This is a genomic window from Leclercia adecarboxylata (genome assembly GCF_006874705.1).
Classification (GTDB): Bacteria; Pseudomonadota; Gammaproteobacteria; order Enterobacterales; family Enterobacteriaceae; genus Enterobacter; species Enterobacter adecarboxylatus_C.
Map to the genome: position 1 here is coordinate 3,560,050 of NZ_CP035382.1, position 26,102 is coordinate 3,586,151.

The 26,102-nt window shown below is 58.5% G+C and carries 23 protein-coding genes, 1 tRNA gene and 1 other RNA gene; 10 read left to right on the forward strand and 15 right to left on the reverse strand.

All coding sequences use genetic code 11. From position 1 onward, the window contains the following. Positions 1–9: 9 nt before the first annotated feature. Positions 10–606: an NAD(P)H:quinone oxidoreductase gene (gene wrbA / locus ES815_RS17860; RefSeq protein WP_142489006.1), complete on the reverse strand. Its 597-nt coding sequence runs from the start codon at positions 604–606 to the stop codon at positions 10–12. Positions 607–999: 393 nt separating this feature from the next. Between wrbA and ES815_RS17865 the strand changes: the two genes are divergently transcribed. Together ES815_RS17865 and ES815_RS17870 are read left to right on the forward strand one after the other, a co-directional pair. Then, positions 1,000–1,176 (forward strand): general stress protein, encoded by a 177-nt coding sequence (locus ES815_RS17865; protein WP_032617468.1) that lies wholly within the window; start codon positions 1,000–1,002, stop codon positions 1,174–1,176. Positions 1,177–1,317: 141 nt separating this feature from the next. Beyond that, positions 1,318–2,232, forward strand: coding sequence for a DMT family transporter (locus ES815_RS17870; protein WP_142489007.1), 915 nt, complete (start codon positions 1,318–1,320; stop codon positions 2,230–2,232). Here ES815_RS17870 and rutG read toward each other — a convergent pair. The 7 genes from rutG to rutA are packed head-to-tail and all read right to left on the reverse strand — an operon-like array spanning position 2,229 to position 7,667. Beyond that, the gene (gene rutG, locus ES815_RS17875) at positions 2,229–3,557 is read right to left on the reverse strand and encodes a pyrimidine utilization transport protein G (protein WP_142489008.1); all 1,329 of its coding nucleotides are present in this window, start codon (positions 3,555–3,557) and stop codon (positions 2,229–2,231) included. The two genes, ES815_RS17870 and rutG, sit on opposite strands and share 4 nt — an antisense overlap. Positions 3,558–3,577: 20 nt before the next feature. Next, a complete protein-coding gene (gene rutF / locus ES815_RS17880) occupies positions 3,578–4,069 on the reverse strand; it encodes an NADH-dependent FMN reductase RutF (RefSeq protein WP_142489009.1) in 492 nt (163 codons plus the stop codon). A gap of 9 nt (positions 4,070–4,078) precedes the next feature. Continuing rightward, positions 4,079–4,669: a malonic semialdehyde reductase gene (locus tag ES815_RS17885; RefSeq protein WP_142489010.1), complete on the reverse strand. Its 591-nt coding sequence runs from the start codon at positions 4,667–4,669 to the stop codon at positions 4,079–4,081. Further along, positions 4,666–5,478: a pyrimidine utilization protein D gene (gene rutD / locus ES815_RS17890; protein ID WP_142489011.1), complete on the reverse strand. Its 813-nt coding sequence runs from the start codon at positions 5,476–5,478 to the stop codon at positions 4,666–4,668. Before rutD ends, ES815_RS17885 begins: the two co-directional genes overlap by 4 nt. Before the next feature lie 7 nt (positions 5,479–5,485). Further along, positions 5,486–5,872 carry a pyrimidine utilization protein C gene (gene rutC, locus ES815_RS17895; protein ID WP_106992667.1) on the reverse strand — a complete coding sequence of 129 codons (387 nt, stop codon included), beginning with the start codon at positions 5,870–5,872 and terminating at the stop codon, positions 5,486–5,488. A gap of 11 nt (positions 5,873–5,883) precedes the next feature. Further along, positions 5,884–6,576 (reverse strand): pyrimidine utilization protein B, encoded by a 693-nt coding sequence (rutB, locus tag ES815_RS17900; protein ID WP_142489012.1) that lies wholly within the window; start codon positions 6,574–6,576, stop codon positions 5,884–5,886. Continuing rightward, positions 6,576–7,667 (reverse strand): pyrimidine utilization protein A, encoded by a 1,092-nt coding sequence (gene rutA, locus ES815_RS17905; protein ID WP_142489013.1) that lies wholly within the window; start codon positions 7,665–7,667, stop codon positions 6,576–6,578. Before rutA ends, rutB begins: the two co-directional genes overlap by 1 nt. Before the next feature lie 291 nt (positions 7,668–7,958). On the opposite strand from rutA, the gene rutR reads away from it, so the two are divergent. Further along, entirely contained in the window at positions 7,959–8,597 is a 639-nt protein-coding gene (gene rutR, locus ES815_RS17915; RefSeq protein WP_142489014.1) for an HTH-type transcriptional regulator RutR, read from the forward strand. Here rutR and ES815_RS17920 read toward each other — a convergent pair. Both ES815_RS17920 and putA read right to left on the reverse strand, forming a co-directional pair. Then, on the reverse strand, positions 8,594–8,989 hold the full coding sequence (locus ES815_RS17920; RefSeq protein ID WP_142489015.1) for a lysozyme inhibitor LprI family protein: 396 nt from the start codon (positions 8,987–8,989) through the stop codon (positions 8,594–8,596). The two genes, rutR and ES815_RS17920, sit on opposite strands and share 4 nt — an antisense overlap. A 164-nt stretch (positions 8,990–9,153) precedes the next feature. Next, positions 9,154–13,116 carry a trifunctional transcriptional regulator/proline dehydrogenase/L-glutamate gamma-semialdehyde dehydrogenase gene (putA, locus tag ES815_RS17925; RefSeq protein ID WP_142489016.1) on the reverse strand — a complete coding sequence of 1,321 codons (3,963 nt, stop codon included), beginning with the start codon at positions 13,114–13,116 and terminating at the stop codon, positions 9,154–9,156. Between the two features lie 420 nt (positions 13,117–13,536). On the opposite strand from putA, the gene putP reads away from it, so the two are divergent. Both putP and ES815_RS17935 read left to right on the forward strand, forming a co-directional pair. Then, positions 13,537–15,045, forward strand: a complete 1,509-nt coding sequence (putP, locus tag ES815_RS17930) for a sodium/proline symporter PutP (protein ID WP_142489017.1) — start codon at positions 13,537–13,539, stop codon at positions 15,043–15,045. 104 nt (positions 15,046–15,149) lie between these two features. After that, complete coding sequence (locus ES815_RS17935) at positions 15,150–15,569, forward strand: DUF3574 domain-containing protein (protein WP_142489018.1); 420 nt, start codon at positions 15,150–15,152, stop codon at positions 15,567–15,569. Positions 15,570–15,653: 84 nt separating this feature from the next. Here the strand turns inward: ES815_RS17935 and ES815_RS17940 are convergent, their stop codons facing one another. Continuing rightward, complete coding sequence (locus tag ES815_RS17940; RefSeq protein ID WP_142489019.1) at positions 15,654–16,838, reverse strand: NupC/NupG family nucleoside CNT transporter; 1,185 nt, start codon at positions 16,836–16,838, stop codon at positions 15,654–15,656. Positions 16,839–17,089: 251 nt separating this feature from the next. Here ES815_RS17940 and efeU point away from each other — a divergent pair, with 251 nt between their 5' ends. From efeU to ES815_RS17970, 5 genes are all read left to right on the forward strand, one after another. Further along, positions 17,090–17,923 carry an iron uptake transporter permease EfeU gene (efeU, locus tag ES815_RS17950; protein WP_142489021.1) on the forward strand — a complete coding sequence of 278 codons (834 nt, stop codon included), beginning with the start codon at positions 17,090–17,092 and terminating at the stop codon, positions 17,921–17,923. Positions 17,924–17,971: 48 nt separating this feature from the next. Beyond that, on the forward strand, positions 17,972–19,099 hold the full coding sequence (gene efeO, locus ES815_RS17955; RefSeq protein ID WP_142489022.1) for an iron uptake system protein EfeO: 1,128 nt from the start codon (positions 17,972–17,974) through the stop codon (positions 19,097–19,099). Between the two features lie 4 nt (positions 19,100–19,103). After that, positions 19,104–20,387: an iron uptake transporter deferrochelatase/peroxidase subunit gene (efeB, locus tag ES815_RS17960; RefSeq protein WP_142489023.1), complete on the forward strand. Its 1,284-nt coding sequence runs from the start codon at positions 19,104–19,106 to the stop codon at positions 20,385–20,387. 500 nt (positions 20,388–20,887) lie between these two features. Continuing rightward, a complete protein-coding gene (phoH, locus tag ES815_RS17965) occupies positions 20,888–21,682 on the forward strand; it encodes a phosphate starvation-inducible protein PhoH (RefSeq protein WP_185902420.1) in 795 nt (264 codons plus the stop codon). 454 nt (positions 21,683–22,136) lie between these two features. Beyond that, the gene (locus ES815_RS17970) at positions 22,137–23,630 is read left to right on the forward strand and encodes an alanine/glycine:cation symporter family protein (protein ID WP_142489025.1); all 1,494 of its coding nucleotides are present in this window, start codon (positions 22,137–22,139) and stop codon (positions 23,628–23,630) included. 408 nt (positions 23,631–24,038) lie between these two features. Here the strand turns inward: ES815_RS17970 and ES815_RS17975 are convergent. From ES815_RS17975 to ES815_RS17990, 4 genes are all read right to left on the reverse strand, one after another. Further along, a non-coding RNA gene (locus ES815_RS17975) (RtT sRNA) lies at positions 24,039–24,177 on the reverse strand. A 45-nt stretch (positions 24,178–24,222) separates the two neighbouring features. Next, positions 24,223–24,310: transfer RNA gene (locus tag ES815_RS17980), tRNA-Ser, on the reverse strand. A 146-nt stretch (positions 24,311–24,456) separates the two neighbouring features. Continuing rightward, complete coding sequence (locus tag ES815_RS17985) at positions 24,457–25,134, reverse strand: isochorismatase family protein (RefSeq protein ID WP_142489026.1); 678 nt, start codon at positions 25,132–25,134, stop codon at positions 24,457–24,459. 20 nt (positions 25,135–25,154) lie between these two features. Then, positions 25,155–26,015 carry a pirin family protein gene (locus tag ES815_RS17990; RefSeq protein WP_142489027.1) on the reverse strand — a complete coding sequence of 287 codons (861 nt, stop codon included), beginning with the start codon at positions 26,013–26,015 and terminating at the stop codon, positions 25,155–25,157. Positions 26,016–26,102 lie beyond the last annotated feature (87 nt).

The following is a 26,102-nucleotide window of genomic DNA, read 5'->3' on the forward strand; positions in this document are numbered from 1 at the left end:
TGTTGAGAGTTAACCTTTCAGTTTAGCAGCCAGACCGGCAACATATTCACCCTGATAGCGGGCAATGTTCAGTTCCGCTTCCGACGGCTGGCGTGAGCCATCACCGCCGGCGATAGTCGTCGCCCCATACGGCGTACCGCCGCGCGTCTGAGAAATATCAAACAGCTCCGGTGTCCCGTAGCCGATCGGCACAATCACCATACCGTGATGGGCAAGGGTGGTCCAGGTCGACGTAATGGTCTGCTCCTGACCGCCGCCGGTACCGGTGGAGCTGAACACGCTGGCGATTTTGCCGTGTAACGCATTCTTCACCCACAGCCCGCCCGTCTGGTCGAGGAAGGTGCGCATCTGCCCGGACATGTTGCCGAAGCGGGTCGGGGTGCCAAAGATGATGGCGTCGTAATCGCCCAGCTCCTGCGGTGAGGCTTCCGGCGCGTCCTGCGCTTTCCCCCCGGCTTTGGCAAAGGCTTCCGCTGGCATGGTTTCCGGTACGCGTTTGATTACCACCTCAACCCCCTCGACTTTCCTGGCGCCGTCCGCCACTGCATGAGCCATGGTTTCGATGTGTCCGTACATGGAATAGTAGAGCACCAGAATTTTCGTCATTTCGCTTCACTCCTCGCATGATTTTTAAGGCAGCGGCATGCTGCACTCTTTTAAAGATATGACGTGACAGCGAGACTGCAAATCTGGCCGCCATTTATTTGATTTCAAACAAAAAAGCGGATGGCCTTTCTTTCGTAGCAAAATGACACATTTTCGCTATTGTGAATTTTTAGAATGATAAGAAAGGCTTATGGTTCCGTTTCGACGAGCGTCATACGAAAGGCTGATTTCGTATTGCAGAATATTACGGTTAGCTGGATGAATGCTCATACTCCACTAAGCTTAGGTTCACGTGGCGCAGATAAAGACACTTTTTTAGCGCCGCCAGGTGAAAGAATAGCCTTCACTGAATACAGTATTAAGTCTTATGTTTTATAACTCTGGAGGTCCGACATGGCAAACCATCGTGGTGGGTCTGGTAATTTTGCAGAAGACCGTGAAAGAGCATCAGAAGCAGGACGTAAAGGTGGCCAGCAAAGCGGGGGGAACTTTAAAAACGACCCTCAACGCGCATCCGAAGCTGGCAAAAAAGGGGGCAAAAATAGCCATGGCGGCAACAAGAGCAGTTAAGTTGCAGCCGTCTGAAGTATGGGTCACATGACCACTGGCACCCCCCGCCGCCGGGATCCCCGGCGGTTTTTTTATGCCTGTTATTGAAGTGTTATCAAATTCCTTCCACACTAGCGGATTGACTCTTTGTGCTGGTGCCCCATGTCCTCCTCCCGTTATGCCTTCTCGATCAAACCGCAGGAAGCGATCCTGATCCTTATCACCATGTTCTGGGGCGGGACCTTTCTTGCCGTGCAGTACGCCGTCACGCTCAGCGATCCCTTCTTTTTTGTCGGCCTGCGCTTCGCCACGGCGGCCATTGCGGTGGCGATTATCTCCCTCAAAACGCTGCCCGGCCTGACCATGACCGAGCTGAAAGCCGGGCTGGCGATCGGCGTCTCCATTGCGCTGGGCTACAGCCTGCAAACCTGGGGATTACAAAGTATTCCCAGCAGTAAGTCGGCGTTTATCACGGCCATGTATGTGCCGCTGGTACCGCTGTTGCAGTGGCTCTGCCTGCGCCGCATACCGGGGGTGATGTCCTGCATCGGGATCGTGCTGGCCTTTATCGGCCTGATCCTGCTGGCGGGGCCGGACGATAACCTGCTGGCGCTCGGAAAGGGGGAGATAATCACTCTGGTGGGGGCGGTGGCGATTGCCGCTGAGATTATTTTGATCAGCGCCTGGGCCGGAAAGGTGGACGTCAAGCGCGTCACCGTTGTGCAGCTGGCGACCGCCTCGCTGGTGGCGTTTCTGTTGATGATCCCGGCCGGGGAGTCCGTCCCGCCGATCTCATCCGGGCTGGTGATTGTCGCCCTTGGGCTGGGGATTTTTAGCGCCATTATTCAGGTGACGATGAACTGGGCCCAGCGCAGCGTCTCACCGACCAGGGCGACGGTGATCTATACCGGGGAGCCGGTGTGGGCGGGGATCTTTGGCCGTCTGGCCGGGGAGCGCCTGCCGCTACTCGCCCTGGTGGGGGCGGCCTTTATCATCGCCGGCGTGCTGGTGAGCGAGCTGAAGCTTAAGAGAAAGAAAAAGGCGCTGCCCGACATCGACAGCGCCACTATCGACTAAGGATCCTGAACCGCCACCTCGCCCTGCGTCACCCCGGCCATCCGGCGGCTGAGCAGGGCGTTAAGCGCAATCGCGCCAAAGGTGGCGGTGCCGATCCCGCCCAGGGTAAAGCCCCCGAGGGAGAGGGCGAAATCACCGGCCCCCAGCACCAGGGTGACGGCGACCATAATCAGGTTGCCGTTCTGGCTGAGATCGACCCGGTTTTGCACCCAGATCCGCGCCCCGGCCACCGCAATCAGGCCAAACACCACAATCGACGCCCCGCCAATCACCGCCGCTGGAATGGTGTGGATCAGCGCGCCAAATTTGGGTGAAAAGCCGAGCAGCATGGCGATGGCCGCCGCCGCTACGAACACCAGCGTCGAGTAGACTTTGGTCACCGCCATCACGCCAATATTCTCGGCGTAGGTGGTTACGCCGCTGCCGCCCACCGAGCCCGACAGCATGGTCGCCAGCCCGTCACCGACAAAGGCCCGGCCCATATACGGGTCCATATTGCGCCCGGTCATGCCGGCCACCGCCTTCAGGTGGCCGAGATTCTCCGCAACGAGGATCACCGCCACCGGGGCGATCAGCATCATCGCCTGGCCGTTAAAGGTGGGTGAGGTCAGCTGCGGCAGGCCAAACCACGCTGCCTGCTGCACGAGGGCGAAATCGACCGGTTTGCCGAGCCCGAAGAGGCTGGTCAGCAGAGCGTAGATCACGCAGGCGAAGATCAGCCCCACCAGGATCAGCAGCCGCTGGATCATCCCCCGGGTAAAGACCGCCACCAGTCCAATGCACAGCACCGTCACCACCGCCATCCAGCTGTCAAACGCCGAGCCGGAAACGCCTTTGACGGCAATCGGGGCCAGGTTCAGACCAATCGCCATCACTACCGCCCCGGTGACCACCGGCGGCATCAGCCTTTCGATCCAGCGGGTGCCGAGCTTCATCACCACCAGGCCAATCGCAGTGTAGATCGCGCCGCAGGCGATAATCCCGCCCAGGGCGACGCTCAGCTGCGGGTTGATCCCCTGGCCGTTAAAGCCGGTAGCGGCAATCACCACCCCGACAAAGGCCGCGCTGGAGCCCAGATAGCTCGGCACCCGTCCGCCGGTAATGAAAAAAAACAGCAGGGTGCCGATCCCCGACATCAGTATCGACAGATTGGGATCCAGCCCCATCAGAATGGGCATCAGCACGGTGGCGCCAAACATCGCCACCGCGTGCTGGACGCCCATCACCGCGGTTTGCGCCAGCGGGAGACGTTCATCCGGCGCGACCACGCCGCGTTCATCAGAGGTCGATTTCAACTGCCAGTGAGGAAAACCGAATAGTGCCATCAGCTGCTCCTTAAGGAGGGTTAACAGGCGGGTCGCATCAGGGCGTGGTAGCCGCGGTCAAACCACACCAGGCCCTGCGGCTCCGGGTGGCGGGTGATTGCAAGGATCTCGCAAAACAGAATGTCGTGGGTGCCCACGCTGACCACCTGGCTAATCCGGCAGTCGAACGAGGCCAGCGCGTCTGCCAGGCGCGGACAGCCGGTCTCCCCGATCTGCCAGCGGGCGGCGGCGAAGCGCTCCGCCATCGGGGTTTTGCCGCCGAACAGATTCGACAGCGACTCCTGCCCGGCGCTGAGGGTGTTGACGCACAGGGTGCGGTTGTCGTGAAACACCGGCCACACCGAGGCACCGCGATTGAGGCACACCAGCAGGGTTGGCGGCGAATCGGTGACGCTGCACACCGCGCTGGCGGTAAAACCCGCCTGTCCGGCCGGGCCGTCGGTGGTGATGATATTCACCGCCGCCCCCAGGCAGGCCATGGCATCGCGAAAGGCTTGTTTATCAATGTTCATGAGCGCTCCTTATACCAGCCCGCAGGCGTCGTCAAAGCTCAGGCGGGGCAGGCGCCCGTAGAGTTTGCTGGTGTCGCCATAGCCGATGTTGATCAGCAGATTGCTTCTCAGGTTACTGCCGGTGAAGAAGGCCGCATCCACCTTCTCCCGGTCGAAGCCGGAGAGCGGCCCGGTATCGAGCCCCAGCGCCCGACAGGCGACAATCAGATAGGCCGCCTGCAGGGTGCTGTTGCGAAAGGCGGTCTCCTCGGCGAGCTGCGGGCTGGCGGTGAACCAGCTCCGGGCATCACCGTGGGGGAACAACTCCGGCAGACGGTCATAAAACTGGCTGTCCCAGGCCACGATGGCCGTCACCGGGGCGGTGAGGGTCTTTTGCAGGTTGCCGCTGGAAAGCGCCGGGCGCAGCTTCTCTTTACCTTCCGGGGTGCGGATAAATACCATCCGCGCCGGGGAGCAGTTGGCGGAGGTGGGGCCCCACTTCATCAGGTCGTAGATGTCGCGCAGCGTCTCGTCGCTGACCGGGCGATCCAGCCAGCCGTTGTGGGTGCGTGCTTCGGTAAACAGCGCATGCTGCGCGGTTGGGGTGATGGCTTCACTCATGGCAACTCCTTCGATAAGCGTTCGTGGCGGTGCAGCAGGCTGGCGAGCCCGTTTTGCAGCAGGGCGTTGAAGATCTCCGGCTCGGTGACGTTGCAGGCGTGGCCGCCCCGGGGCATCACCGTGATGACGCTCCCGGGCAGGGCGGCGTGCAGCTGTGATGAACAGACGGCGGGCACCAGCAGATCGTCGGCGGAACAGATAATCTGCACCGGGCAGCGGATCCGCAGCGCCTGGCAGCTGAAATCGGCCCGCTTCAGGGCATTGAGCCTGCGCAGGAGCGTGTTTTTGCCCTGGAAATGGGCCAGCGCCAGCGCCTCTTCGGCCTCCATGCGCGGCTGGCGGGCGGCCATCCAGTCGGCGGGATAGAGAAACAGCGGCTGGGCCTCCACCCAGGCCTGGGCGCCACCGGCATGCAGCAGCCGCTCGCGCACCTGGAAGCAGCGTTTGGTATGGGGATGCAGCGCCAGCCAGCCGTTGACGCACACCAGCGCGCTGAGCGCTCCGGGCCGATCCAGTGCCAGCTGGAGGCCAATCAGCGCCCCCAGCGCATGGCCCACCACGCAAAAGCGTGTTATCCCGGCCTCGCTCAGCGCCTGCCACAGCTCATCGGCCATCTGCGCCAGGCTGTACGCCTCCGGCAGCTCGCCGGGGTTGTTGCCGGTGCCGCGCTGGTCGTAGCAAACCACCTGATACTCCTGCTCCAGGTCGGCCAGCTGGGGCAGCCAGTAGCTGCCGCTGCCCCCCAGCCCGGCAATCAGCACCACCACCGGTGCGCCGTCAAAGGGCGGGGGTGAAATAGACAGTTTCATGGCAACCTCACCGGCCAATGTGGGCGATAGTGGCGATCTCCACCAGCGCCTCGGGTTTCACCAGCCCGCACTGAATGCAGAACCGCGCAGGCTTATCACCGGGGAAAAACTCGGCGTAGATTTCGTTAATCGCGGCGTAGTTTTTCCAGTCGGTAATAAAGATGCTGTTGAAGGTCACGTCCGCCATCGTTCCGCCCGCCGTTTCGATAACGCGCTGGATGGTCTGTAGCACGTGGCGGGTTTGCGCCTTTGGGTCATCGGGAAACACCACGTTGTTGTGGGCGTCGAACGGCAGGGTGCCCGAGACGTAAACCACGCCATCTGCCAGCGTACCTGGCACAAAGGGGGCGATTGGCGTACTGGTGCCTGGCGGGATAATCACAGATTTTGGCATGGGTTCACTCCTCAGGCGATACGGGCATAGGTGGCAGGGGAAAGGGCGTCGCAGAAGGTGGCGACGTCGCTGACCCAGCCAAAAAAGGTTTCGATGTTGAACAGCGCGGCCTGCTGGGCAAACGCCGGGCCCGCCTGGTGGGTGGCGTCTTCCAGCACCACGCCGAAATATTCGAGGAAGAAGCCGTCGCGCAGGGTGGACTCCACGCAGACGTTAGTGGCGATGCCGGTAAAGATCAGATGACGGATCCCGCGGCTGCGCAGCAGGCTATCCAGCGGGGTATTAAAGAAGCCGCTGTAGCGCGGTTTCGGCAGCACGATGTCGCCCGGCTCAGGCACCAGCTCGTTCACCAGCTGGTAATCCCAGCCGCCTTTCGCCAGCAGCTTGCCCTGCAATTCCGGGCGCTGGCGCATGGTTTTCAGGGCGTTGGATTTGTGGAAGTTGGGCGAGCCGGGGCCGCCCGCCTCCACGTACTGTTCATCCCAGCCGTTCTGGAACCAGATTATCTGGATCCCGGCGGCGCGCGCGGCGGCCACCGCGGTGCGGATATTGTCGATCACCGGCCGGGTGGCGGAGACGTCAAACCCGGCGAGGTCGAGATAGCCCCCGGGGCTGGCGTAGGCGTTCTGCATATCCACCACGATGAGCGCGCTTTGCTGCGGATCAAAGGTGATGGCTTCCGGACGTGCGGGCAGGGTGGTCATTACGCGACCTCCTTAGTGAAAACCGGAAGATGAGCGCGGCACTGCATCAGCGGCTGGATACGCTCGCCGAAGGTTTCAATCCCGGAGAGGAAATCATCAAAGGTCAGGAGTACCCCCTCAGCGCCCGGTACGCTGGCGACCTCATCGAGCATCCGAGCCACGCTGGCATACGAGCCCACCAGGGTGCCCATATTGATGTTCAACGCCGAGGTAGGATCGGCCATCTGCCGCACGTTGGTGTCCGCCCCGGAGCGGGTGTCCTTCTGGCTCTGCTCGCTGAGCCAGCTCAGGGCTTCGTCGTCGGCCCCGGCTTTGTAGTGTTCCCACTTCGCCCGTGCCGCCTCGTCGGTTTCGTCGGCAATCACCATAAACAGCACGTAGGAGCCGACGTCGCGCCCGGTTTTCTCCGCGGCCTCTTTCATCCGTGCCGCCGTGGGCGCAAAGGCCGCCGGGGTGTTGACCCCTTTGCCGAAGCAGAAGTTGAAGTCCGCATATTTCGCCGAGAATTCCATCCCGGCGTCGCTCTGTCCGGCGCAGATCACCTTCATCGGCACCGACGGCTGGGGGCTGACCCGGCAGTCGGTCATGGTGAAGAACTCGCCTTTGAAGTCGCTCTTGCCGGTGCCCCACAGATCCCGCAGGACCTGCACATACTCGGTGAGGTAGTCGTAGCGTTTAGAGAAGTACTCATCCCCCGGCCAGAGGCCCATCTGCTCGTACTCCGGCTTCTGCCAGCCGGTGACGAGGTTAACGCCAAAGCGCCCGCCGGAGATGGTGTCGATGGTGGAGGCCATCCGCGCCACGATTGCCGGAGGCAGGGTGAGGGTGGCGGCGGTGGCGTAGATCTGGATCCGCGAGGTGACTGCCGCCAGCCCGGCCATCAGGGTGAAGGACTCCAGGTTGTGATCCCAGAATTCGGTTTTACCGCCGAAGCCGCGCAGCTTGATCATCGACAGGGCAAAGTCGAAGTGGTAGTGCTCCGCTTTTTGCACGATGGCTTTGTTCAGCTCGAAGGTCGGCATGTACTGCGGCGCGTGGGTGGAGATCAACCAGCCGTTATTGCCAATGGGAACGAATACGCCAATTTTCATCGCTAACCTCTCTTCATCTCAACATAGGGGGTGAAAGTCAGACGTGGCGCTGCATCCTGCATCTCCTGTTCAGCCGCGTAAGCCTGTTTTGCAAAGCGGATGCCAGGTTTGAAATTGGCAATGTTATTAATGTGTTAACTGGTGGTTGATAAAATGCTGGCGGCAAAAGTGGACTGTCTGGTCAAAATAGTTGCACACAAAGCAGGCAGTCGTGCGCGGTCGCGGTGCAGATAGTCGTGGTCACTCAAGGGTTTTTGCTATGCTGGGAACAGATCAACAAGGAGTGAGCACATGGCACAAGGCGCAGTGAAAACAGGCGGTAAACGTTCGCAGGCGGTGAGCGCGAAAAAACAGGCGATCTTCTCGGCGGCGCTGGAGACCTTTTCGCAGTTTGGCATTCACGGCACGCGGCTGGAACAGGTGGCCGAGCTGGCGGGGGTATCGAAAACCAATCTGCTCTACTACTTCCCCTCAAAAGAGGCGCTGTACGTTGCCGTCCTGCAACAGATCCTGGATATCTGGCTGGCGCCGCTGAAGGCGTTTCGCGAGGAGCTCACCCCGCTGGTGGCGATCCAGCAGTATATCCGCCTCAAGCTGGAGGTCTCCCGGGACTATCCCCAGGCCTCGCGGCTGTTCTGTCTGGAGATGCTGCAGGGGGCACCGCTGCTGAAAACGGTGCTGAGCGGCGATATGAAATCGCTGGTGGATGAGAAGTCGGCGATCATTGCCGGGTGGGTTGCCACCGGCAAACTGGCGCCGGTAGATCCGCATCATCTGATCTTTATGATTTGGGCCGCCACCCAGCACTACGCCGACTTTTCTGCCCAGGTGGAGGCGGTGACCGGCAAGTCGCTTAAGGATGACGACTTCTTCCACAGCACCGTGGATAACGTGCAGCGGATGATTATCGAAGGGATCCGGGTGCGTTAATTTGCCGGTGGGAGAGGGCAGCTTAAATCGCCCTCTTCACACTGCATCAGCGAGGCCAGATACGCTTCCCGCTCGCGGGTTTTATCCGCCAGACACTGATTCACAATCATTGGCTGAACGGAGCCGCCTGAAGTGCCCGAGCCGACAAAGGCGCAGTCGGCATCGCGCAGGGCGATCCACGCCTGCTGGGCCTTTTTCAGCAGATCGCGCTGGGGGGCCGCGGCGCGCTTCATCACAGCCTGGTAAGTCTGGTTCAGGGTTTTATCCGCCGCCTGATATTGCTGCGCGGTGCAGGTGTTCAGTTCAACCTGGGTGCTGGCGTTGGCGCACTCATCCGCCAGGGCGCTGGTGCTCAGCAGTAACGCAGCACCTGCGATCAAAGCTCGTTTCATCTCTCCCTCCGTATAAAAAAGCCGGGTGGCGGCTTCGCCTTACCCGGCCTACAAAAATCAGATTATCATTTGTAGCCCCGGTAAGCGCAGCGCCACCGGGGAATACAGACCGCACAATCCGGTAGCCCCGGTAAGCGTAGCGCCACCGGGGTGAGTTTGCACGCTTAGCCGATGGTCATCAGGCTGGCGTTACCTCCTGCGGCAGCGGTGTTGACGCTGAGGGAGCGCTCCACGTACAGACGCTCCAGCTGCAGATTGTCTTCGCCGCGGGCGAAGCCCTGCACCGACACAATGGCGCCTTTCCGGTCTGCAACCTGCTCGCACAGCTCGCGCAGCTGGTCGGAGTCCCCGTGATAGATCACCGCGTCAAACGGCTGGCTGGTCAGTACATCCGCCTTCGCAAAGTGAATGCGCGCGGTTACCGCGTTCGGCAGCTGCTTCGCCAGGTCGCGGTGCAGGGCATCTTCCGGCCACAGCACTTCACATCCGGTCGCTAACGCCGCCGCCAGCTGAACCAGCGCATCCTGCTCGTTATCCGCCACGCAGAGCACGCGCTCGCGCGGCATCAGGGTCCAGGTGTTGCGCTCGCCGGTCGGGCCAGGCAGCACGCGCTGGGTACCGGCCTGCGCCAGCTCGCCATACTGCTGGCACAGCGCACGCAGTTCAGGACGTTTTTCAGCCCAGGTCGCGAGAGCTTCCAGCGGCTGAGTCAGGACCGCTTTCACCTGCGTATCCACCGGGTATTGTGCATCCTGACGACCCAGGGTCACGCCGAGGGCGTTGGCCGGACGGTTCGCCAGCAGGCGGTACAGGTACATCGGCCCCCCGGCTTTCGGACCGGTGCCAGACAGCCCTTCGCCGCCGAACGGCTGCACGCCAACGACCGCGCCAACCATATTACGGTTCACGTACAGGTTGCCGACCTTCGCGCTGCCAGTTACCTGAGCGATGGTTTCGTCGATACGGGTATGCACGCCCAGCGTCAGACCGTAGCCGGAGGCGTTGATCTGCTCAATAAGCGCATCGAGGTTGTTACGGTTGTAACGCACCACGTGCAGCACCGGGCCGAAGACCTCTTTCTTCAGCTCGTCGAAGCTGGCCAGCTCGATCAGGGTTGGCGCCACAAAGGTGCCGCTGGTCCACTCGCGGGCGTCTTCGCTGTTCTCACGCACCGCCTGGAACACCGGACGGCCCTTGGCACGCATCGCCTGGATGTGATTCTCAATGTTGGTTTTGGCTTCGGCATCGATCACCGGCCCGATGTCGGTGGTCAGACGGCCCGGGTTGCCCATCCGGCACTCGCCCATCGCGCCACGCAGCATTTTCAGGGTGTGGTCAGCGATATCATCCTGCAGGCAGAGCACGCGCAGGGCAGAGCAGCGCTGTCCGGCGCTGTCGAAGGCCGAGGCCACCACGTCCACCACCACCTGTTCGGTGAGGGCGGAGGAGTCGACGATCATCGCGTTCATGCCGCCGGTTTCGGCGATCAGCGGGGTCGGACGGCCCTGGGCGTCGAGACGGGTGGCGATATTGCGTTGCAGCAGGGAGGCCACTTCGGTGGAGCCGGTGAACATTACCCCGCGCACGCGGTTATCGGCGGTCAGCTTCGCGCCGACGGTCTCGCCGCGGCCTGGCAGCAGCTGCACCACGCCCGGCGGGACACCTGCTTCCAGCAGGATGTTGATCCCCTGGGCGGCAATCAGCGGCGTCTGCTCGGCCGGTTTCGCCAGCACGCTGTTACCGGCGGCAAGGGCGGCGGCAATCTGCCCGGTGAAGATCGCCAGCGGGAAGTTCCACGGGCTGATACAGACCACCGGCCCCAGCGGGCGGTGGGTTTCGTTGTCAAAGTCGTCGCGGACCTGACCGGCATAGTAGTGCAGGAAGTCAACGGCTTCGCGCACCTCGGCGATGGCGTTGCTGAAGGTTTTACCCGCCTCGCGCACCAGAATGCCAATCAGCTGCTGCATCTGATCTTCCATCAGCACCGCAGCACGTTCGAGGATCGCGGCGCGCTCCTGCGGCGGAGTGGCGAACCAGATCGGCGCGTTGTTCACCGCGCTGTCGAGGGCCAGATCCACTTCCTGTTCGGTCGCTTCCCGGGCAAAGCCGACGATATCTTTCGGCTCGGCCGGGTTGACCACCGGCTGCATTTCGCCAGCGATAACCGGCTGCTCGAGGATCGGTCTGGCCTGCCATTTCTGCAGGGCGCTGTTCAGCAGCGACGAGGAGAGAGACGCCAGGCGGTGTTCGTTCGCCAGGTCCAGACCGGAAGAGTTGACGCGCCCGTTGCCGTACAGCTCGCGCGGCAGGGCAATCTTCGGATGCGGCAGGCCCACCTGACCTTCCTGGGCAGCCATTTTCTCGACGGCCTGCACCGGATCCGCCACCAGCTCGTCCAGCGGCAGGGTGGTATCGGCGATGCGGTTCACGAAGGAGGTGTTAGCCCCGTTCTCCAGCAGACGACGCACCAGGTAGGCCAGCAGGGTTTCATGGGTGCCGACCGGGGCGTAGATACGGCATGGACGGTTCAGTTTGCCATCCGCCACTTTACCGGTGACCTGCTCGTACAGCGGTTCACCCATGCCGTGCAGGCACTGGAATTCGTACTGGCCCGGATAGTAGTTCTGACCGGCCAGCTGGTAGATAGCCGCTAAGGTGTGGGCGTTGTGGGTGGCGAACTGCGGGTAGATCAGGTTCGGCACGCCGAGCAGCTTTTTGGCGCAGGCGAGGTAAGAGACGTCGGTATAGACCTTGCGGGTGTAGACCGGATAGCCCTCGAGACCGTCCATCTGCGCGCGCTTGATCTCGCTGTCCCAGTAGGCGCCCTTCACCAGACGGATCATCAGGCGGCGACGGCTACGGGTAGCGAGGTCAATCAGGTAATCAATCACAAACGGGCAGCGCTTCTGGTAGGCCTGGATCACGAAGCCAATCCCGTTCCAGCCCGCCAGCTCCGGCTCGAAGCACAGTTTTTCCAGCAGATCGAGAGAGATCTCCAGGCGGTCGGCCTCTTCGGCATCAATGTTGATCCCGATGTCATACTGGCGCGCCAGCAGGGTCAGGGATTTCAGGCGCGGATAGAGCTCTTCCATGACGCGGTCGTACTGGGCGCGGCTGTAGCGCGGGTGCAGGGCGGAGAGCTTAATCGAGATCCCCGGGCCTTCATAAATGCCGCGACCGTTAGAGGCTTTACCGATGGCGTGGATCGCCTGCTGGTAAGAGACCAGATAGGCCTGCGCGTCGGCGGCGGTCAGTGCCGCTTCGCCCAGCATATCGTAGGAGTAGCGGAAGCCTTTATCTTCCAGCTTGCGGGCGTTGGCCAGGGCTTCGGCGATGGTTTCTCCGGTAACGAACTGCTCGCCCATCAGGCGCATTGCCATGTCCACGCCTTTACGGATCAGCGGCTCGCCGCTCTTGCCGATAATGCGGTTCAGGGAGCGGGAGAGGCTGGCTTCGTTGTGGGTGGAGACCAGACGGCCGGTAAACAGCAGGCCCCAGGTGGCGGCGTTAACGAACAGCGACGGGCTGCGGCCGATGTGCGAATGCCAGTTGCCGTTGCTGATCTTGTCGCGGATCAGCGCGTCGCGGGTTGCTTTGTCCGGGATACGCAACAGCGCTTCCGCCAGACACATCAGGGCCACGCCCTCCTGCGAGGAAAGCGAGAATTCCTGCAGCAGGCTCTGCACCATCCCGGCACGGCCGGTGGCGTTTTTCTGGTTGCGCAGCTTTTCGGCCAGCTGATACGCCAGGCTGTGGGCCTGGGAAGCAATCGGCTCCGGCAGGCGCGCCTGCTCCAGCAGCATCGGCACGGCGTCGGTCTCTGCGCGGCGCCAGGCGGCAGTAATGGCCGCACGGCTCACCGACTGGGGCAGGATCTGCTCGGCAAATTCGAGGAACGGCTGGTGGATCTCTTCCGCAGCGTCGGTGTGTTCGTCGCTCTCATTGGCGGCACCGGCCAGCAGGGCAGGCAGCTCTGGCAGGTCGTCGTTGCTCTCCAGCTTTTCCAGATAGTTAAAGATGGCCTGCTTAATTAACCAGTGCGGCGTGCGGTCGATCCGCGTGGCTGCCGATTTAATCCGTTCGCGGGTTGCGTCATCCAGCTTAACCCCCATGGTGGTCATGCCCATGCCAAAAACTCCTGTGATTCAGTAGCGCTAGTGTAGTTAACGTGAAATATCCACTATGTTGCAACTTTGTGCAACCTCGTTAAATGTGACCCGGATTGCAAGCTGAAAAATGAATGGATTGTTACGTCATGGTTAACCGGAAAAAAGGTGTGGATTTGGGTTATCAACCCTGGTTTCATGCGGCGCTTAACACTTTTTGCAGGTGCAACCGCGAAAAACGTGAGCGAGTGCAACCTCCAGGAATCTGGTGTGAAACCGGGGATGAAATTGATGTAAATGCAGTGTTAAATCGTTTGTGTCGTGGCAGCGCATACGGCAGGATACGCGCGGCCAACAGAAACACACATCATCACCCCCTCGTTCCGGGGGTGGAATAAAGACAGTCGGGAAGGCTGTCGAACATCTTTGCGGAGTATTTAAATGGCAATTAGCACACCGATGCTGGTGACATTTCTTATCTATATTTTTGGCATGATCCTGATAGGGTTCCTTGCATGGCGTTCAACCAAAAACTTTGACGACTACATTCTCGGCGGACGCAGTTTAGGCCCGTTCGTGACCGCGCTCTCTGCGGGTGCATCGGATATGAGCGGCTGGCTGCTGATGGGCCTGCCTGGTGCTATCTTTCTCTCCGGGATTTCGGAAAGCTGGATTGCCATCGGTCTCACCCTGGGCGCATGGATTAACTGGAAGCTGGTGGCCGGGCGTCTGCGCGTGCATACCGAAGCCAACAACAATGCCCTGACCCTGCCGGACTACTTCACCGGCCGTTTTGAAGATAACAGCCGCATCCTGCGTATTATCTCCGCGCTGGTTATTCTGCTGTTCTTCACCATCTACTGTGCCTCCGGCATCGTGGCCGGGGCGCGTCTGTTCGAAAGCACCTTCGGCATGAGCTATGAAACCGCACTCTGGGCGGGCGCCGCAGCAACCATCCTTTATACCTTCGTGGGTGGCTTCCTGGCAGTAAGCTGGACCGATACCGTGCAGGCCAGCCTGATGATTTTTGCCCTGATCCTGACCCCGGTTATTGTGATCCTCTCCGTGGGCGGCCTGGGTGATTCCCTGGCGGTGATCCAGCAGAAGAGCATCGAAAATGTCGATATGCTGAAAGGGCTGAACTTCGTCGCCATTGTCTCCCTGATGGGCTGGGGGCTGGGTTACTTCGGCCAGCCGCACATCCTGGCGCGCTTTATGGCGGCAGACTCTCACCACACCATCGTCCATGCCCGTCGTATCAGCATGGCGTGGATGATCCTCTGTCTGGGCGGCGCCTGTGCGGTAGGCTTCTTCGGTATTGCTTACTTCAACAACAACCCGGCCCTGGCGGGTGCGGTGAACCAGAACGCCGAGCGCGTGTTTATCGAGCTGGCGCAAATCCTCTTTAACCCGTGGATCGCCGGTATTCTGCTCTCTGCGATCCTGGCGGCGGTGATGTCCACCCTGAGCTGCCAGCTGCTGGTCTGCTCCAGCGCCATCACCGAAGACCTGTACAAAGCCTTCCTGCGTAAGAACGCCAGCCAGAAAGAGCTGGTGTGGGTAGGGCGCTTTATGGTGCTGGTGGTGGCCCTGGTCTCCATCGCGCTGGCGGCAAACCCGGAAAACCGCGTGCTGGGTCTGGTGAGCTACGCCTGGGCAGGCTTCGGTGCCGCTTTTGGTCCGGTGGTGCTGTTCTCGGTGATGTGGTCCCGCATGACCCGCAACGGCGCGCTGGCCGGGATGATTATTGGTGCAGTTACCGTCATCGTCTGGAAGCAGTTCGCGTGGCTGGGGCTGTACGAAATCATTCCGGGCTTTATCTTCGGCAGCATCGGGATTGTGGTCTTCAGCCTGCTGGGTAAAGCGCCGTCTGCCGCGATGCAGAAACGCTTTGCGGAAGCGGATGCGCATTACCACACCGCGCCGCCAACGAAGTTACAGGCTGAGTAAGTTTAAGACACGCTGTAAGCCGGGCTCGCCCGGCTTTTTTTATTGCTAATTTCCGTGATTTACGCTCATATCGCTGTGCTAAAAAATGATGAGGATAGCGAATAATGACAATCAAAACAGGGCTTGTGGCTGGCGCAATTTTACTGCTGGCAGGCTGCAACGCCCCATCGCGCAGCATGGCGGAAAACACCTGCAAAGCTGATAATCAGATGCAGCAAACCACCCTCTATTTCGGCCTGAACCGTCCGGCAGGGGAGGCGATCACCGGCCAGGAGTGGCAGCAGTTTGTTGACCAGGACGTGACGCCGCGTTTTCGCGATGGCTTAACGGTGTTTGATGCGCGAGGGCAGTGGCTGGGGAATGACGGGAAGGTAGCGCGCGAATCAAGCAAGGCGCTGATGCTGATCCACGGCAAAGATGCCCAGAGCGAGAGCAATATTGAGGCACTGCGCGGGATCTATAAGCAGCGCTTTGCCCAGGAATCGGTGATGCGCGTAGACCAGCCGGTGTGCGTACAGTTTTAAACCCGCCCGGCGGCGCTGCGCTTGCACGGGCCTACGGTTTTGTAGGCCGGGTAAGCGGCAGCGCCACCCGGCATTTGCACAGTATTAAAGAACTAATCCCGCAAAGCTCGCCGACAACAGGCTGACCAGCGTTGCGCCGTACACCAGACGCAGACCAAAGCGTGATACCACGTTGCCCTGCTGCTCGTTCAGCCCCTTAATCGCCCCGGCCACGATACCGATAGAAGCAAAGTTGGCGAAGGAGACGAGGAACACCGACAGAATGCCCAGCCCGCGCGGCGTCATCTGCGCGGCAATTTTTTGCAGCTCGATCATCGCCACAAACTCGTTCGCCACCAGCTTGGTTGCCATAATCCCGCCCGCATGCAGAGCATCACTCAGCGGGATCCCCACCAGCCACGCCAGCGGATAGAAGACATAGCCCAGAATCTGCTGGAAGCTCAGGCCGAAGACGCTGGAGAAGAGGGCGTTGACGGCGCTGATCAGGGCAATAAAGCCAATCAGCATCGCCAGAATAATCATCGCCACCTTGAAGCCGGCCAGAATATATTCTCCCAGCATCTCAAAGAAGCTCTGGGATTCATGCATCTTCTCCAGCTTAATTTCCGGCTCCGCTTCCGGGCGGGCCGGGTTAATCACCGTCAGGATAATAAAGGTGCTGAACATATTCAGGATCAGCGCCGCCACCACATATTTCGCCTCCAGCATGGTCATATAGGCCCCGACAATCGACAGCGAGACGGTCGACATCGCGGTAGCCGCCATGGTGAACAGACGACGCGATGAGAGATCGCCCAACACCCCTTTGTAAGCAATGAAGTTTTCCGACTGGCCGAGCGTCAGGGAGCTGATGGCGTTAAAGGATTCAAGCTTGCCCATGCCGTTAACCTTCGACAGCAGGGTGCCAATAACGCGAATAATCACCGGCAGAATACGCCAGTGCTGAAGAATACCGATCAGTGCCGAAATAAAGATAATCGGGCACAACACGCCGAGGAAAATAAATGCCAGCCCTTTTTCACCCATCCCGCCAAATACAAAGTTGGTCCCTTCGGCGGCATATTTCAGTAACGACTCGAAGAAGCCCGAGACGTACTGAATAACAAACAAGCCGCTTTCGGCATGAAGGAAAAAGAACGCCAGCGCAATTTCAATGACGATAAGTTGGATAAGGTAGCGAATGCGAACGTTGCGGCGGTCAAAGCTGACCAGCCAGGCCAGCGCAAGGATAACCACCAGCGCCAGCAGGAAGTGCAGAAATTGATACATAGTTGATTTTCAGCAGATTAATGAGGCGCTCATTTAGCCACAGCCTGCTTTAACCGTAAATGAACTTTTACGTCTTAACTTATAAACCTTTTAGTTACCTGGGTGATTATTTTCCCCTTATGGGTTTACATCCTGTCATTAAAATGCAGCATATTTCGCTTGTATTTCTTATTGCCGTAATGATAATCACTATCACAAGAATTTACCTTTCTTTGCATCAGTTGACCGCGAAAAACATTTAAGGTGTCGGCATGTTTGTACCATTTCTCATTATGTTACGTGAAGGCCTGGAAGCGGCCCTGATTGTCAGCCTCATCGCCAGCTATCTGAAACGCACCCAGCGCGGCCGTTGGATCGGCGTGATGTGGATTGGCGTCTTCCTGGCTGCCGCCCTCTGCCTCGGTCTGGGCATTGCCATCAACGAAACCACCGGGGAATTCCCGCAAAAAGAGCAGGAGCTGTTCGAAGGCCTCGTGGCGCTGATTGCGGTGGTGATCCTCACCTGGATGGTGTTCTGGATGCGTAAAGTGTCGCGTAACGTCAAGGTTCAGCTGGAGCAGGCGGTGGACAGCGCGCTGGCGAAAGGCAATCACCACGGCTGGGCGCTGATCATGATGATCTTTTTCGCCGTGGCGCGTGAAGGCCTGGAGTCGGTCTTCTTCCTGCTGGCCGCTTTCCAGCAGGATGTCGGGATCTGGCCGCCGCTGGGCGCCGTGCTGGGTCTCGCAACCGCGGTGGTGCTCGGCTTCCTGCTCTACTGGGGTGGGATCCGTCTTAACCTCGCCGTCTTCTTCAAGTGGACCAGCCTGTTCATTCTGCTGGTGGCCGCCGGGCTGGCCGCAGGGACGATCCGCGCCTTCCACGAGGCGGGCCTGTGGAACCACTTCCAGGATGTGGCGTTCGATCTCAGTAACGTCCTCTCGACTCACTCTCTGACCGGCACGCTCCTCGAAGGGATCTTCGGCTATCAGGAAGCGCCGAGCGTCAGTGAAGTGGCGGTGTACTTTATCTATCTCATTCCGGCGCTGGCGCTGTTCTTTATGCCATCGCGGCCAGGCACGCAGCCGTCGCATACTGCGCCCTGAAGTGTTCATTGTAGTTACAACATACTCTAAAAGGTTAAGGGAAAAGTCATGGCAATCCACTTTCGTCGCAGTGCATTACAGGCGGGCTTAGCAGCGCTGATTGCGTCAGCATTCGCCGCGCAGGCCGCAGATGTTCCGCAGGTTAAAGTTACCGTCAATGATAAACAGTGTGAGCCGATGACCATCACGGTCAACAGCGGTAAAACCCAGTTCATCATCCAGAACCACAGCCAGAAAGCGCTGGAGTGGGAGATCCTCAAAGGGGTGATGGTGGTGGAAGAGCGCGAGAACATCGCCCCGGGCTTCACTCAGAAGATGACCGCCAACCTGCAGCCGGGCGAATACGACATGACCTGCGGCCTGCTGACCAACCCGAAAGGCAAGCTGATCGTGAAAGGTGCCGCTACCGCTGACGCCGCGAAGGGCGACGCGCTGCTGAGCCTCGGCGACGCCATTACTGCCTACAAAGCGTATGTCACCAAAGAGACGGCGGACCTGGTTGCCGGCACCAAAGCCTTTACCGACGCGGTGAAAGCGGGCGATATCGAAAAAGCGAAATCCCTGTATGCGCCAACCCGTCAGCACTACGAGCGCATCGAGCCGATTGCCGAGCTGTTCTCCGATCTCGACGGCAGCATCGATGCCCGTGAAGATGATTACGAGCAGAAAGCCGCCGATCCGAAATTCACCGGTTTCCACCGTCTGGAGAAAGCGCTGTTTGGCGACAACGCCACCAAAGGCATGGAGCAGTACGCGGAGCAGCTGAACAGCGACGTGCTGGATCTGCAAAAACGCATCAGCGAGCTGGCCTTCCCGCCGTCAAAAGTGGTGGGTGGCGCGGCAGGGCTGATTGAAGAAGTGGCGGCCAGCAAGATCAGCGGTGAAGAAGACCGCTACAGCCATACCGACCTGTGGGACTTCCAGGCCAACGTCGAAGGCGCGCAGAAGATTGTTGACCTGCTGCGTCCGCAGCTGCAGAAAGATAACAGCGAACTGCTGGCGAAAGTGGATGCCAACTTCAAAAAAGTGAACACCATTCTGGCGAAATACCGCACCAAAGACGGGTTTGAAACCTACGACAAGCTGACCGATGCCGACCGTAACGCCCTGAAAGGGCCGATCACCACTCTGGCAGAAGATCTGGCGCAGCTGCGTGGCGTACTGGGTCTGGACTAAGTTGATGAACAAGCATGACGAGTACGACGTGGCTGAACCGTCACGACGTCGGTTGTTAAAAGGGGTAGGGGCGCTTGGCGGCGCCCTTGCCCTGGCAGGTGGTTGCCCGGTGGCGCATGCGGCAAAACCGCAGAGCGCGCCGGGCACGCTCTCTCCGGACGCGCGGATGGAGACGCAGCCTTTTTACGCTACCCATCAGGCCGGGATTTTAACCCCGCAGCAGGCGTCGATGATGCTGGTGGCCTTTGATGTGCTGGCCAGCGACAAAAGCGAGCTGGAGCGTCTGTTCCGCCTCCTGACCCAGCGCATTACCTTTCTGACTACCGGCGGCCCGGCGCCCGACACGCCAAACCCGCGTCTGCCGCCGATGGATTCCGGGATCCTGGGCGCCTTTATCGCCCCGGATAACCTGACCATGACGGTGTCACTAGGAGCCTCGCTGTTTGACGATCGCTTCGGCCTCGCCCCACAGAAACCGAAATCCTTGCAGAAAATGGTGCGTTTCCCGAATGACTCCCTGGACGCGGCCCTGTGCCACGGCGATCTGCTGATCCAGATCTGCGCCAACACCCAGGACACGGTGATCCACGCCCTGCGCGATCTTATCAAGCACACCCCGGATCTGCTGAGCGTGCGCTGGAAGCGGGAAGGGTTTATCTCTGACCACGCCGCGCGCAGCAAAGGCAAAGAGACGCCGGTGAACCTGCTCGGCTTTAAGGATGGCACCGCCAACCCGAACAGCCAGGATGCGCCCCTGATGGACAGCGTGGTGTGGGTGACGGCCGATCAGGGTGAACCGGCCTGGGCGGTGGGCGGCAGCTATCAGGCGGTGCGCATTATCCAGTTCCACGTTGAGTTCTGGGATCGCACGCCGCTGAAAGAGCAGCAGACCATTTTTGGCCGCGACAAGCACAGCGGTGCCCCGCTGGGCATGAAAAACGAGCACGACGTGCCCGATTACGCCAGCGATCCCGACGGCAATGTGATTGCCCTCGACAGCCATATCCGTCTCGCCAACCCGCGCACAAAGGAGACCGAATCAAACCTGATGATGCGCCGGGGCTACAGCTACTCGCTGGGGGTGACTAACTCCGGGCAGCTGGATATGGGCCTGCTGTTTGTCTGCTTCCAGCACGATCTGGAGCAGGGCTTCCTGACCGTGCAGAAGCGGCTGAACGGCGAGGCGCTGGAAGAGTATATCAAGCCGGTAGGCGGGGGTTATTTCTTCGCCCTGCCGGGCGTGCGCGATAAAAACGGCTGGCTTGCAGAAGGGCTGCTCCGCGCCTGAATCCCGTCCCGCTTACCCCTTAAGCGGGACACATTTTTTATGTCCCGCTATCTCTTTGTTATAATTCTGTAATATTCCCGTAGCAGACTAAGCAACGCTGTCAGGCGAATCTTAAAAGTTGCACTCAGGTAAAAATAATGTTGCATTCATGATAAATCCTGATGTACTTACATTAAGATAGCGGTAAACCTTACAGTGATTATGAATCGCTCTGGAGATCGCGAATGGTTGGGTCCTCAACTGGACAGGGTAAACGCAATAACCGCAGTAACCGGCGCGGAGGCTCAAACTCCGGCAGCGATCTCTTCACCGAAAAATTCTCCCCCTCCACAGCAAATCCTGATTTCTCCGATCCGTCGAATGGTGAGCATAGCGATTCGGCCGGGTCATTTAACCAAGTAAGCTATGGCTTAGAAGGAAGCCAACCCTCAGATGTTTGTTCGCCTAATCGTACCGATGCCGGTACGAGTGATGAATACCAACAACTCAAGGTGCTATCCATGGGAAGACAAAAAGCAGTGATCAAAGCTCGTCGTGAAGCAAAACGTGTGCTGAGACGGGATTCACGTAGCCATAAACAGCGTGAAGAAGAGTCGGTCACCTCGCTTGTGCAGATGAGTGGTGTTGAAGCAATTGGCATGGCGCGGGACAGCCGGGATATGACGCCAGTTGTTGCACGCAATGACGCTCAGGCGCAGTACCTGAATGCTATTGAGAGTAAGTCGCTGATTTTCGCCACCGGTGAAGCCGGGTGCGGAAAAACCTGGATAAGTGCAGCCAAGGCGGCGGAGGCTCTGATTCATAAAGACGTCGACAAGATCATCGTCACCCGGCCGGTATTGCAGGCTGATGAAGATCTCGGCTTCTTGCCCGGTGATATTTCGGAGAAATTTGCGCCGTACTTCCGGCCCGTTTATGACGTGCTGGTGAAGCGATTGGGCGCATCTTTTATGCAGTACTGCCTGCGGCCGGAAATCGGCAAGGTAGAAATTGCGCCGTTCGCCTATATGCGCGGACGTACATTTGAAAATGCAGTTGTGATTCTCGACGAGGCTCAGAACGTAACTGCTGCGCAAATGAAGATGTTTTTAACGCGCCTCGGGGAAAACGTGACGGTGATCGTGAACGGGGATATCACCCAGTGCGACCTGCCGGCCGGCGTCAAATCGGGTCTGAGCGATGCGCTGGCACGTTTCGTTGAGGATGAGATGGTGGGCATCGTACGTTTTGATAAAGACGACTGCGTGCGCTCTGCGCTGTGCCAGCGGACGCTGCATGTCTATTCCCGGACATAGCACAACCTTCTCGTTTTACTTGCTTGTTTTACCCCCTTCCCGGCGCAATGCCGGGAAGCTGCATCTGACCCCTGGTTGAAACTCATCTGTTTGGTTGTCTTACACAAGATCATATTATGATGATGACATATTTATTTCGTATAGAAAATGCCGGGTATTACCCGGTGTTTTGCTGTATCTATAAGTCTTGTTGTTAACTCATAGGGCTTTTTAATAAAAATGGCAGAAATGTGATATTAATTCATAATACCCACAAAATATCTATTAGAACCATGATCAGGCTAATTATAAATAATCAATTAAACGTGAATGTTGTCACAATTCATTACTGCCAGGCGAATATTAAGTTGGTAACTTTCGGGCTATTATCTATGTTTCGTAGTCATTCAGACACAATTCTAAAAAGAAACTCCAGGAAAGACTTTTCTCTGGACTATCACGCTGAGGGCCATACATGAACGAACTGGTTAGTGCAATTAATGGTGTTATCTGGAGCCCGGCGTTAATATTTTTATGCCTGGGTGTCGGCCTCTATTTCTCACTGCGTAGTCGCTTTCTTCAATTACGCCATGTCAAACATATGGTGGCTCTGATGTTCCAGGGGCGTGCCACGGATGCAGGCGTATCGTCGTTTCAGGCGCTGACAATGACGCTGGCGGGACGCGTGGGGACCGGGAACATCGCTGGCGTGGCGACCGCCATTACGTTTGGTGGGCCTGGCGCGCTATTCTGGATGTGGATGGTGGCGTTTTTGGGCGCCAGCTCTGCTTTTGTTGAATCCACTCTGGGTCAGGTTTATAAAGAAAAAATCAATGGCGAATATCGTGGCGGTCCTGCCTTTTATATTGAAAAAGGTTTGGGCGTAAAATGGTACGCATGGTTATTTGCTATAGTGACTATTTTCTCCTGCGGATTATTACTTCCCGGCGTGCAGGCAAACTCTATTGGCGCCAGCCTGGATATTGCCTTTGGGCTCAGTCCAAATGTCACCGCCGCATTATTGGCTATATTGTTAAGTTTTATTATTTTTGGTGGTGTGAAAAGGATCGCCAGCTTTAGCAGCATGGTCGTTCCCTTTATGGCACTCGGCTATATTATTGTCGCCTGCGTTATTATCGCCCTTAATATTGACCAACTTCCTTCCGTTATTCTGCTGATCTGGAAAAGCGCATTTGGCCTTGAAGCGGGCTTTGGTGCTGTTTTGGGTCAGGCGATAATGTGGGGTGTTAAGCGCGGTGTTTATTCCAACGAGGCGGCACAGGGTACAGGGCCACATGCTTCATCAGCGGCCGAAGTGAGTCATCCGGCGAAACAGGGGCTGGTGCAGGCCTTCTCAGTCTATATCGACACGCTGTTCGTCTGTTCCGCGACCGGGTTCATGTTATTGATTACCGGGTTGTATAACGTGCAGGGCGTCGACGGCGCGGCAATCTACACGGGCATTGCGGGCGTGGCGGCAGGCCCTGGTTATGTGCAGACCGCGATGGAAAGCATGATGCCTGGCTTTGGTAATTACTTTGTTGCCATTGCGCTGTTCTTCTTTGCCTTCACAACTATTATTGCCTACTACTACATTGCAGAAACGAATATCGCGTATATCAACCGTAAAATTCACCGCCCATGGCTGACGTTCTTGCTGAAAATATTTCTGTTAACGTCTACGGTATATGGCACCGTGCGTACTGCGGATCTGGCATGGGGCTTGGGCGATATTGGGGTCGGTCTGATGGCGTGGCTTAACATTATTGCAATTGTTCTTTTACATAAAAAAGCATTTGCCAGTCTTAAAGATTATGAAGCGCAAAAGGCGCAAGGTATCGATCCGCAATTTGATCCGATTCGGCTTGGGATTAAAAATGCAGATCATTGGGTTAAAGAACCTAAAGATGAAAAGGATGTGAATTCGGGTGAGACATCTTCTCTACCGGGAAGTCGTACAGTAAGTTAAGGACGCATAAAAGCGCCCGTACGAAAGTACGGGCTGTTTTTTTATAGGAGTAGTGAAGGGGATTGCTTCGCTCACCCTGCGGGCAGCCTGTTCGCTGCGCTCTCAGGCTGTCCAACTGGCTGTCGCCAGTTGTCGAACCCTCGGTCGGGGGGGCTCATCCCTCCCGGCGGCGTGCTACATGCGAAAAAAAAGCCCGCATTTTCATGCGAGCTCTTCTTTAAATATGGCGGTGAGGGAGGGATTGACTCGCTTCGCTCGCCCTGCGGGCAGCCTGTTCGCTGCGCTCTCAGGCTGTCCAACTGGCTGTCGCCAGTTGTCGAACCCTCGGTCGGGGGGGCTCATCCCTCCCGGCGGCGTGCTACATGCGAAAAAAAAGCCCGCATTTTCATGCGAGCTCTTCTTTAAATATGGCGGTGAGGGAGGGATTGACTCGCTTCGCTCGCCCTGCGGGCAGCCTGTTCGCTGCGCTCTCAGGCTGTCCAACTGGCTGTCGCCAGTTGTCGAACCCTCGGTCGAGGGTTCTCATCCCTCCCGGCGGCGTGCTACATGCGAAAAAAAAGCCCGCATTTTCATGCGAGCTCTTCTTTAAATATGGCGGTGAGGGAGGGATTCGAACCCTCGATACGTTGCCGTATACACACTTTCCAGGCGTGCTCCTTCAGCCACTCGGACACCTCACCATATTGTTTTGCTGCCTTTCCTCTCGGGGGCAACGGGGCGCTACTATAGGGAGTCGGGCTAAATCGGTCAAGCAGATTTTCTGCTTTACCGCGCGTTCGGTTAAGCAATAATCAGCTCCACGGTTTTCGGGCCGTGGAGCTAACCCTTAACGCTGCGAATCGAGGGCTTCGCTGTTCTTCACCACCTCTTGCGCCTTGCCGTAGCTTTCAATCAGCAACTGATACGCCGGGAAAATGTGCGTGTAGACTTCTGCCCACTGCGCCGCATCCTCACGATTCCAGGTGCGCTGGATCTCCGAGGCCACAGCTGCGGTGTCCATAGGGACAACGCCCGCCTGCACCACCCGCGCCAGGGTGATCTCCTGCGCCATCTTGCTGTAGGTGCCCGAGGCATCGATCACCGCAAAGACTTTATAGCCGTCAGCCACCGCGCTTATCGACGGGAAAGCCATGCAGACGCTGGTGATGGTGCCAGCGATAATCAGCGTCCTGCGTCCGGTCGCCTTCACGGCGGCCACGAACTCCGGGTTATCCCAGGCGTTGATCTCACCTTTACGCGCTACGTACTGCGCATGCGGGGCGTTAGCGTGGATCTCCGGGATCAGCGGCCCATTTGGCCCCTGCGGCACGGAGGCGGTGGTGATCACCGGGATATTCGCCAGGCTGGCGATTTTCGCCAGCGCCGCAGCGCGGGCACGCAGCTCCGGCATCGGCATGTCACCAACGGTCTGGAACAGGCCGCTCTGGTGGTCGATCAGCAGCATCACCGCATCATTCACATCAATCCCCGGACGTGCACCGTTAAAGTTAGCTGGGGTAGACATGGTTCTCTCCTTTATTACGTTCAGATCTGGCCGAAGCGGCCGGAATTAAAATCGCGAATAGCTTCAGCGATTTCGGTTTTACTGTTCATCACAAACGGGCCGTAGCCGACAATCGGTTCGTTCAGCGGCTCTCCGGCCATCAGCAGCACTTTGGCGTCGCTGCTGGCCTCCAGATGCAGCTTCTCGCCTTCCTGACTCAGGACAACAAGCTGAGCTTCACCCGCATGGGCGGAACCGTTCACCGTCACGTTGCCTTCCAGCACCACCAGCGCCGTGCTCCAGCCTTCTGGCTGAGCGAGCGTCAGATGACTGTCCTGACGCAGGGCGATGTCCCAGACGTTCAGCGGGGAGTAAGTGTGGGCCGGGCCGGTCACGTCCTCGTAGCGCCCGGCAATCACCCGCAGTTCGCCGCTGTTATCGGGCAGGGCCACCACCGGAATCTGGTTCTTGATGATGCTCTGGTAGCCCGGTGTCGCCATCTTGTCTTTCGCCGGCAGGTTGACCCACAGTTGCATCATTTTTAATTCGCCCCCTTGCTGCGCAAAGGCGCTGGAGTGGAACTCCTCGTGCAGAATGCCGGAACCAGCCGTCATCCACTGGACGTCACCCGGGCCAATCACGCCACCTTTACCCGTCGAGTCACGATGCTCCACTTCGCCGGAATAGACGATGGTGACTGTCTCAAAGCCACGGTGGGGATGTTCACCCACGCCGCGCTTTGCCCCATCAGCCGGGAAGCTGTGCGGCCCGGCGTAGTCCAGCAGTAAAAACGGGCTAAGCGGTTCGCCGTGGGTCTGGTAAGAAAACATCGAGCGCACCGGGAAACCGTCGCCAACCCAGTGCTGGCGGGGTGCGGTATAAATGCCTGTTACATTTTTCATCGTCTTCTCCTGATGTTCTGTTGATGTAATTAGCTTATATTCAGGTTTAATATCCCGGTAGATAGCGTAAATGACATGCACTGTTCC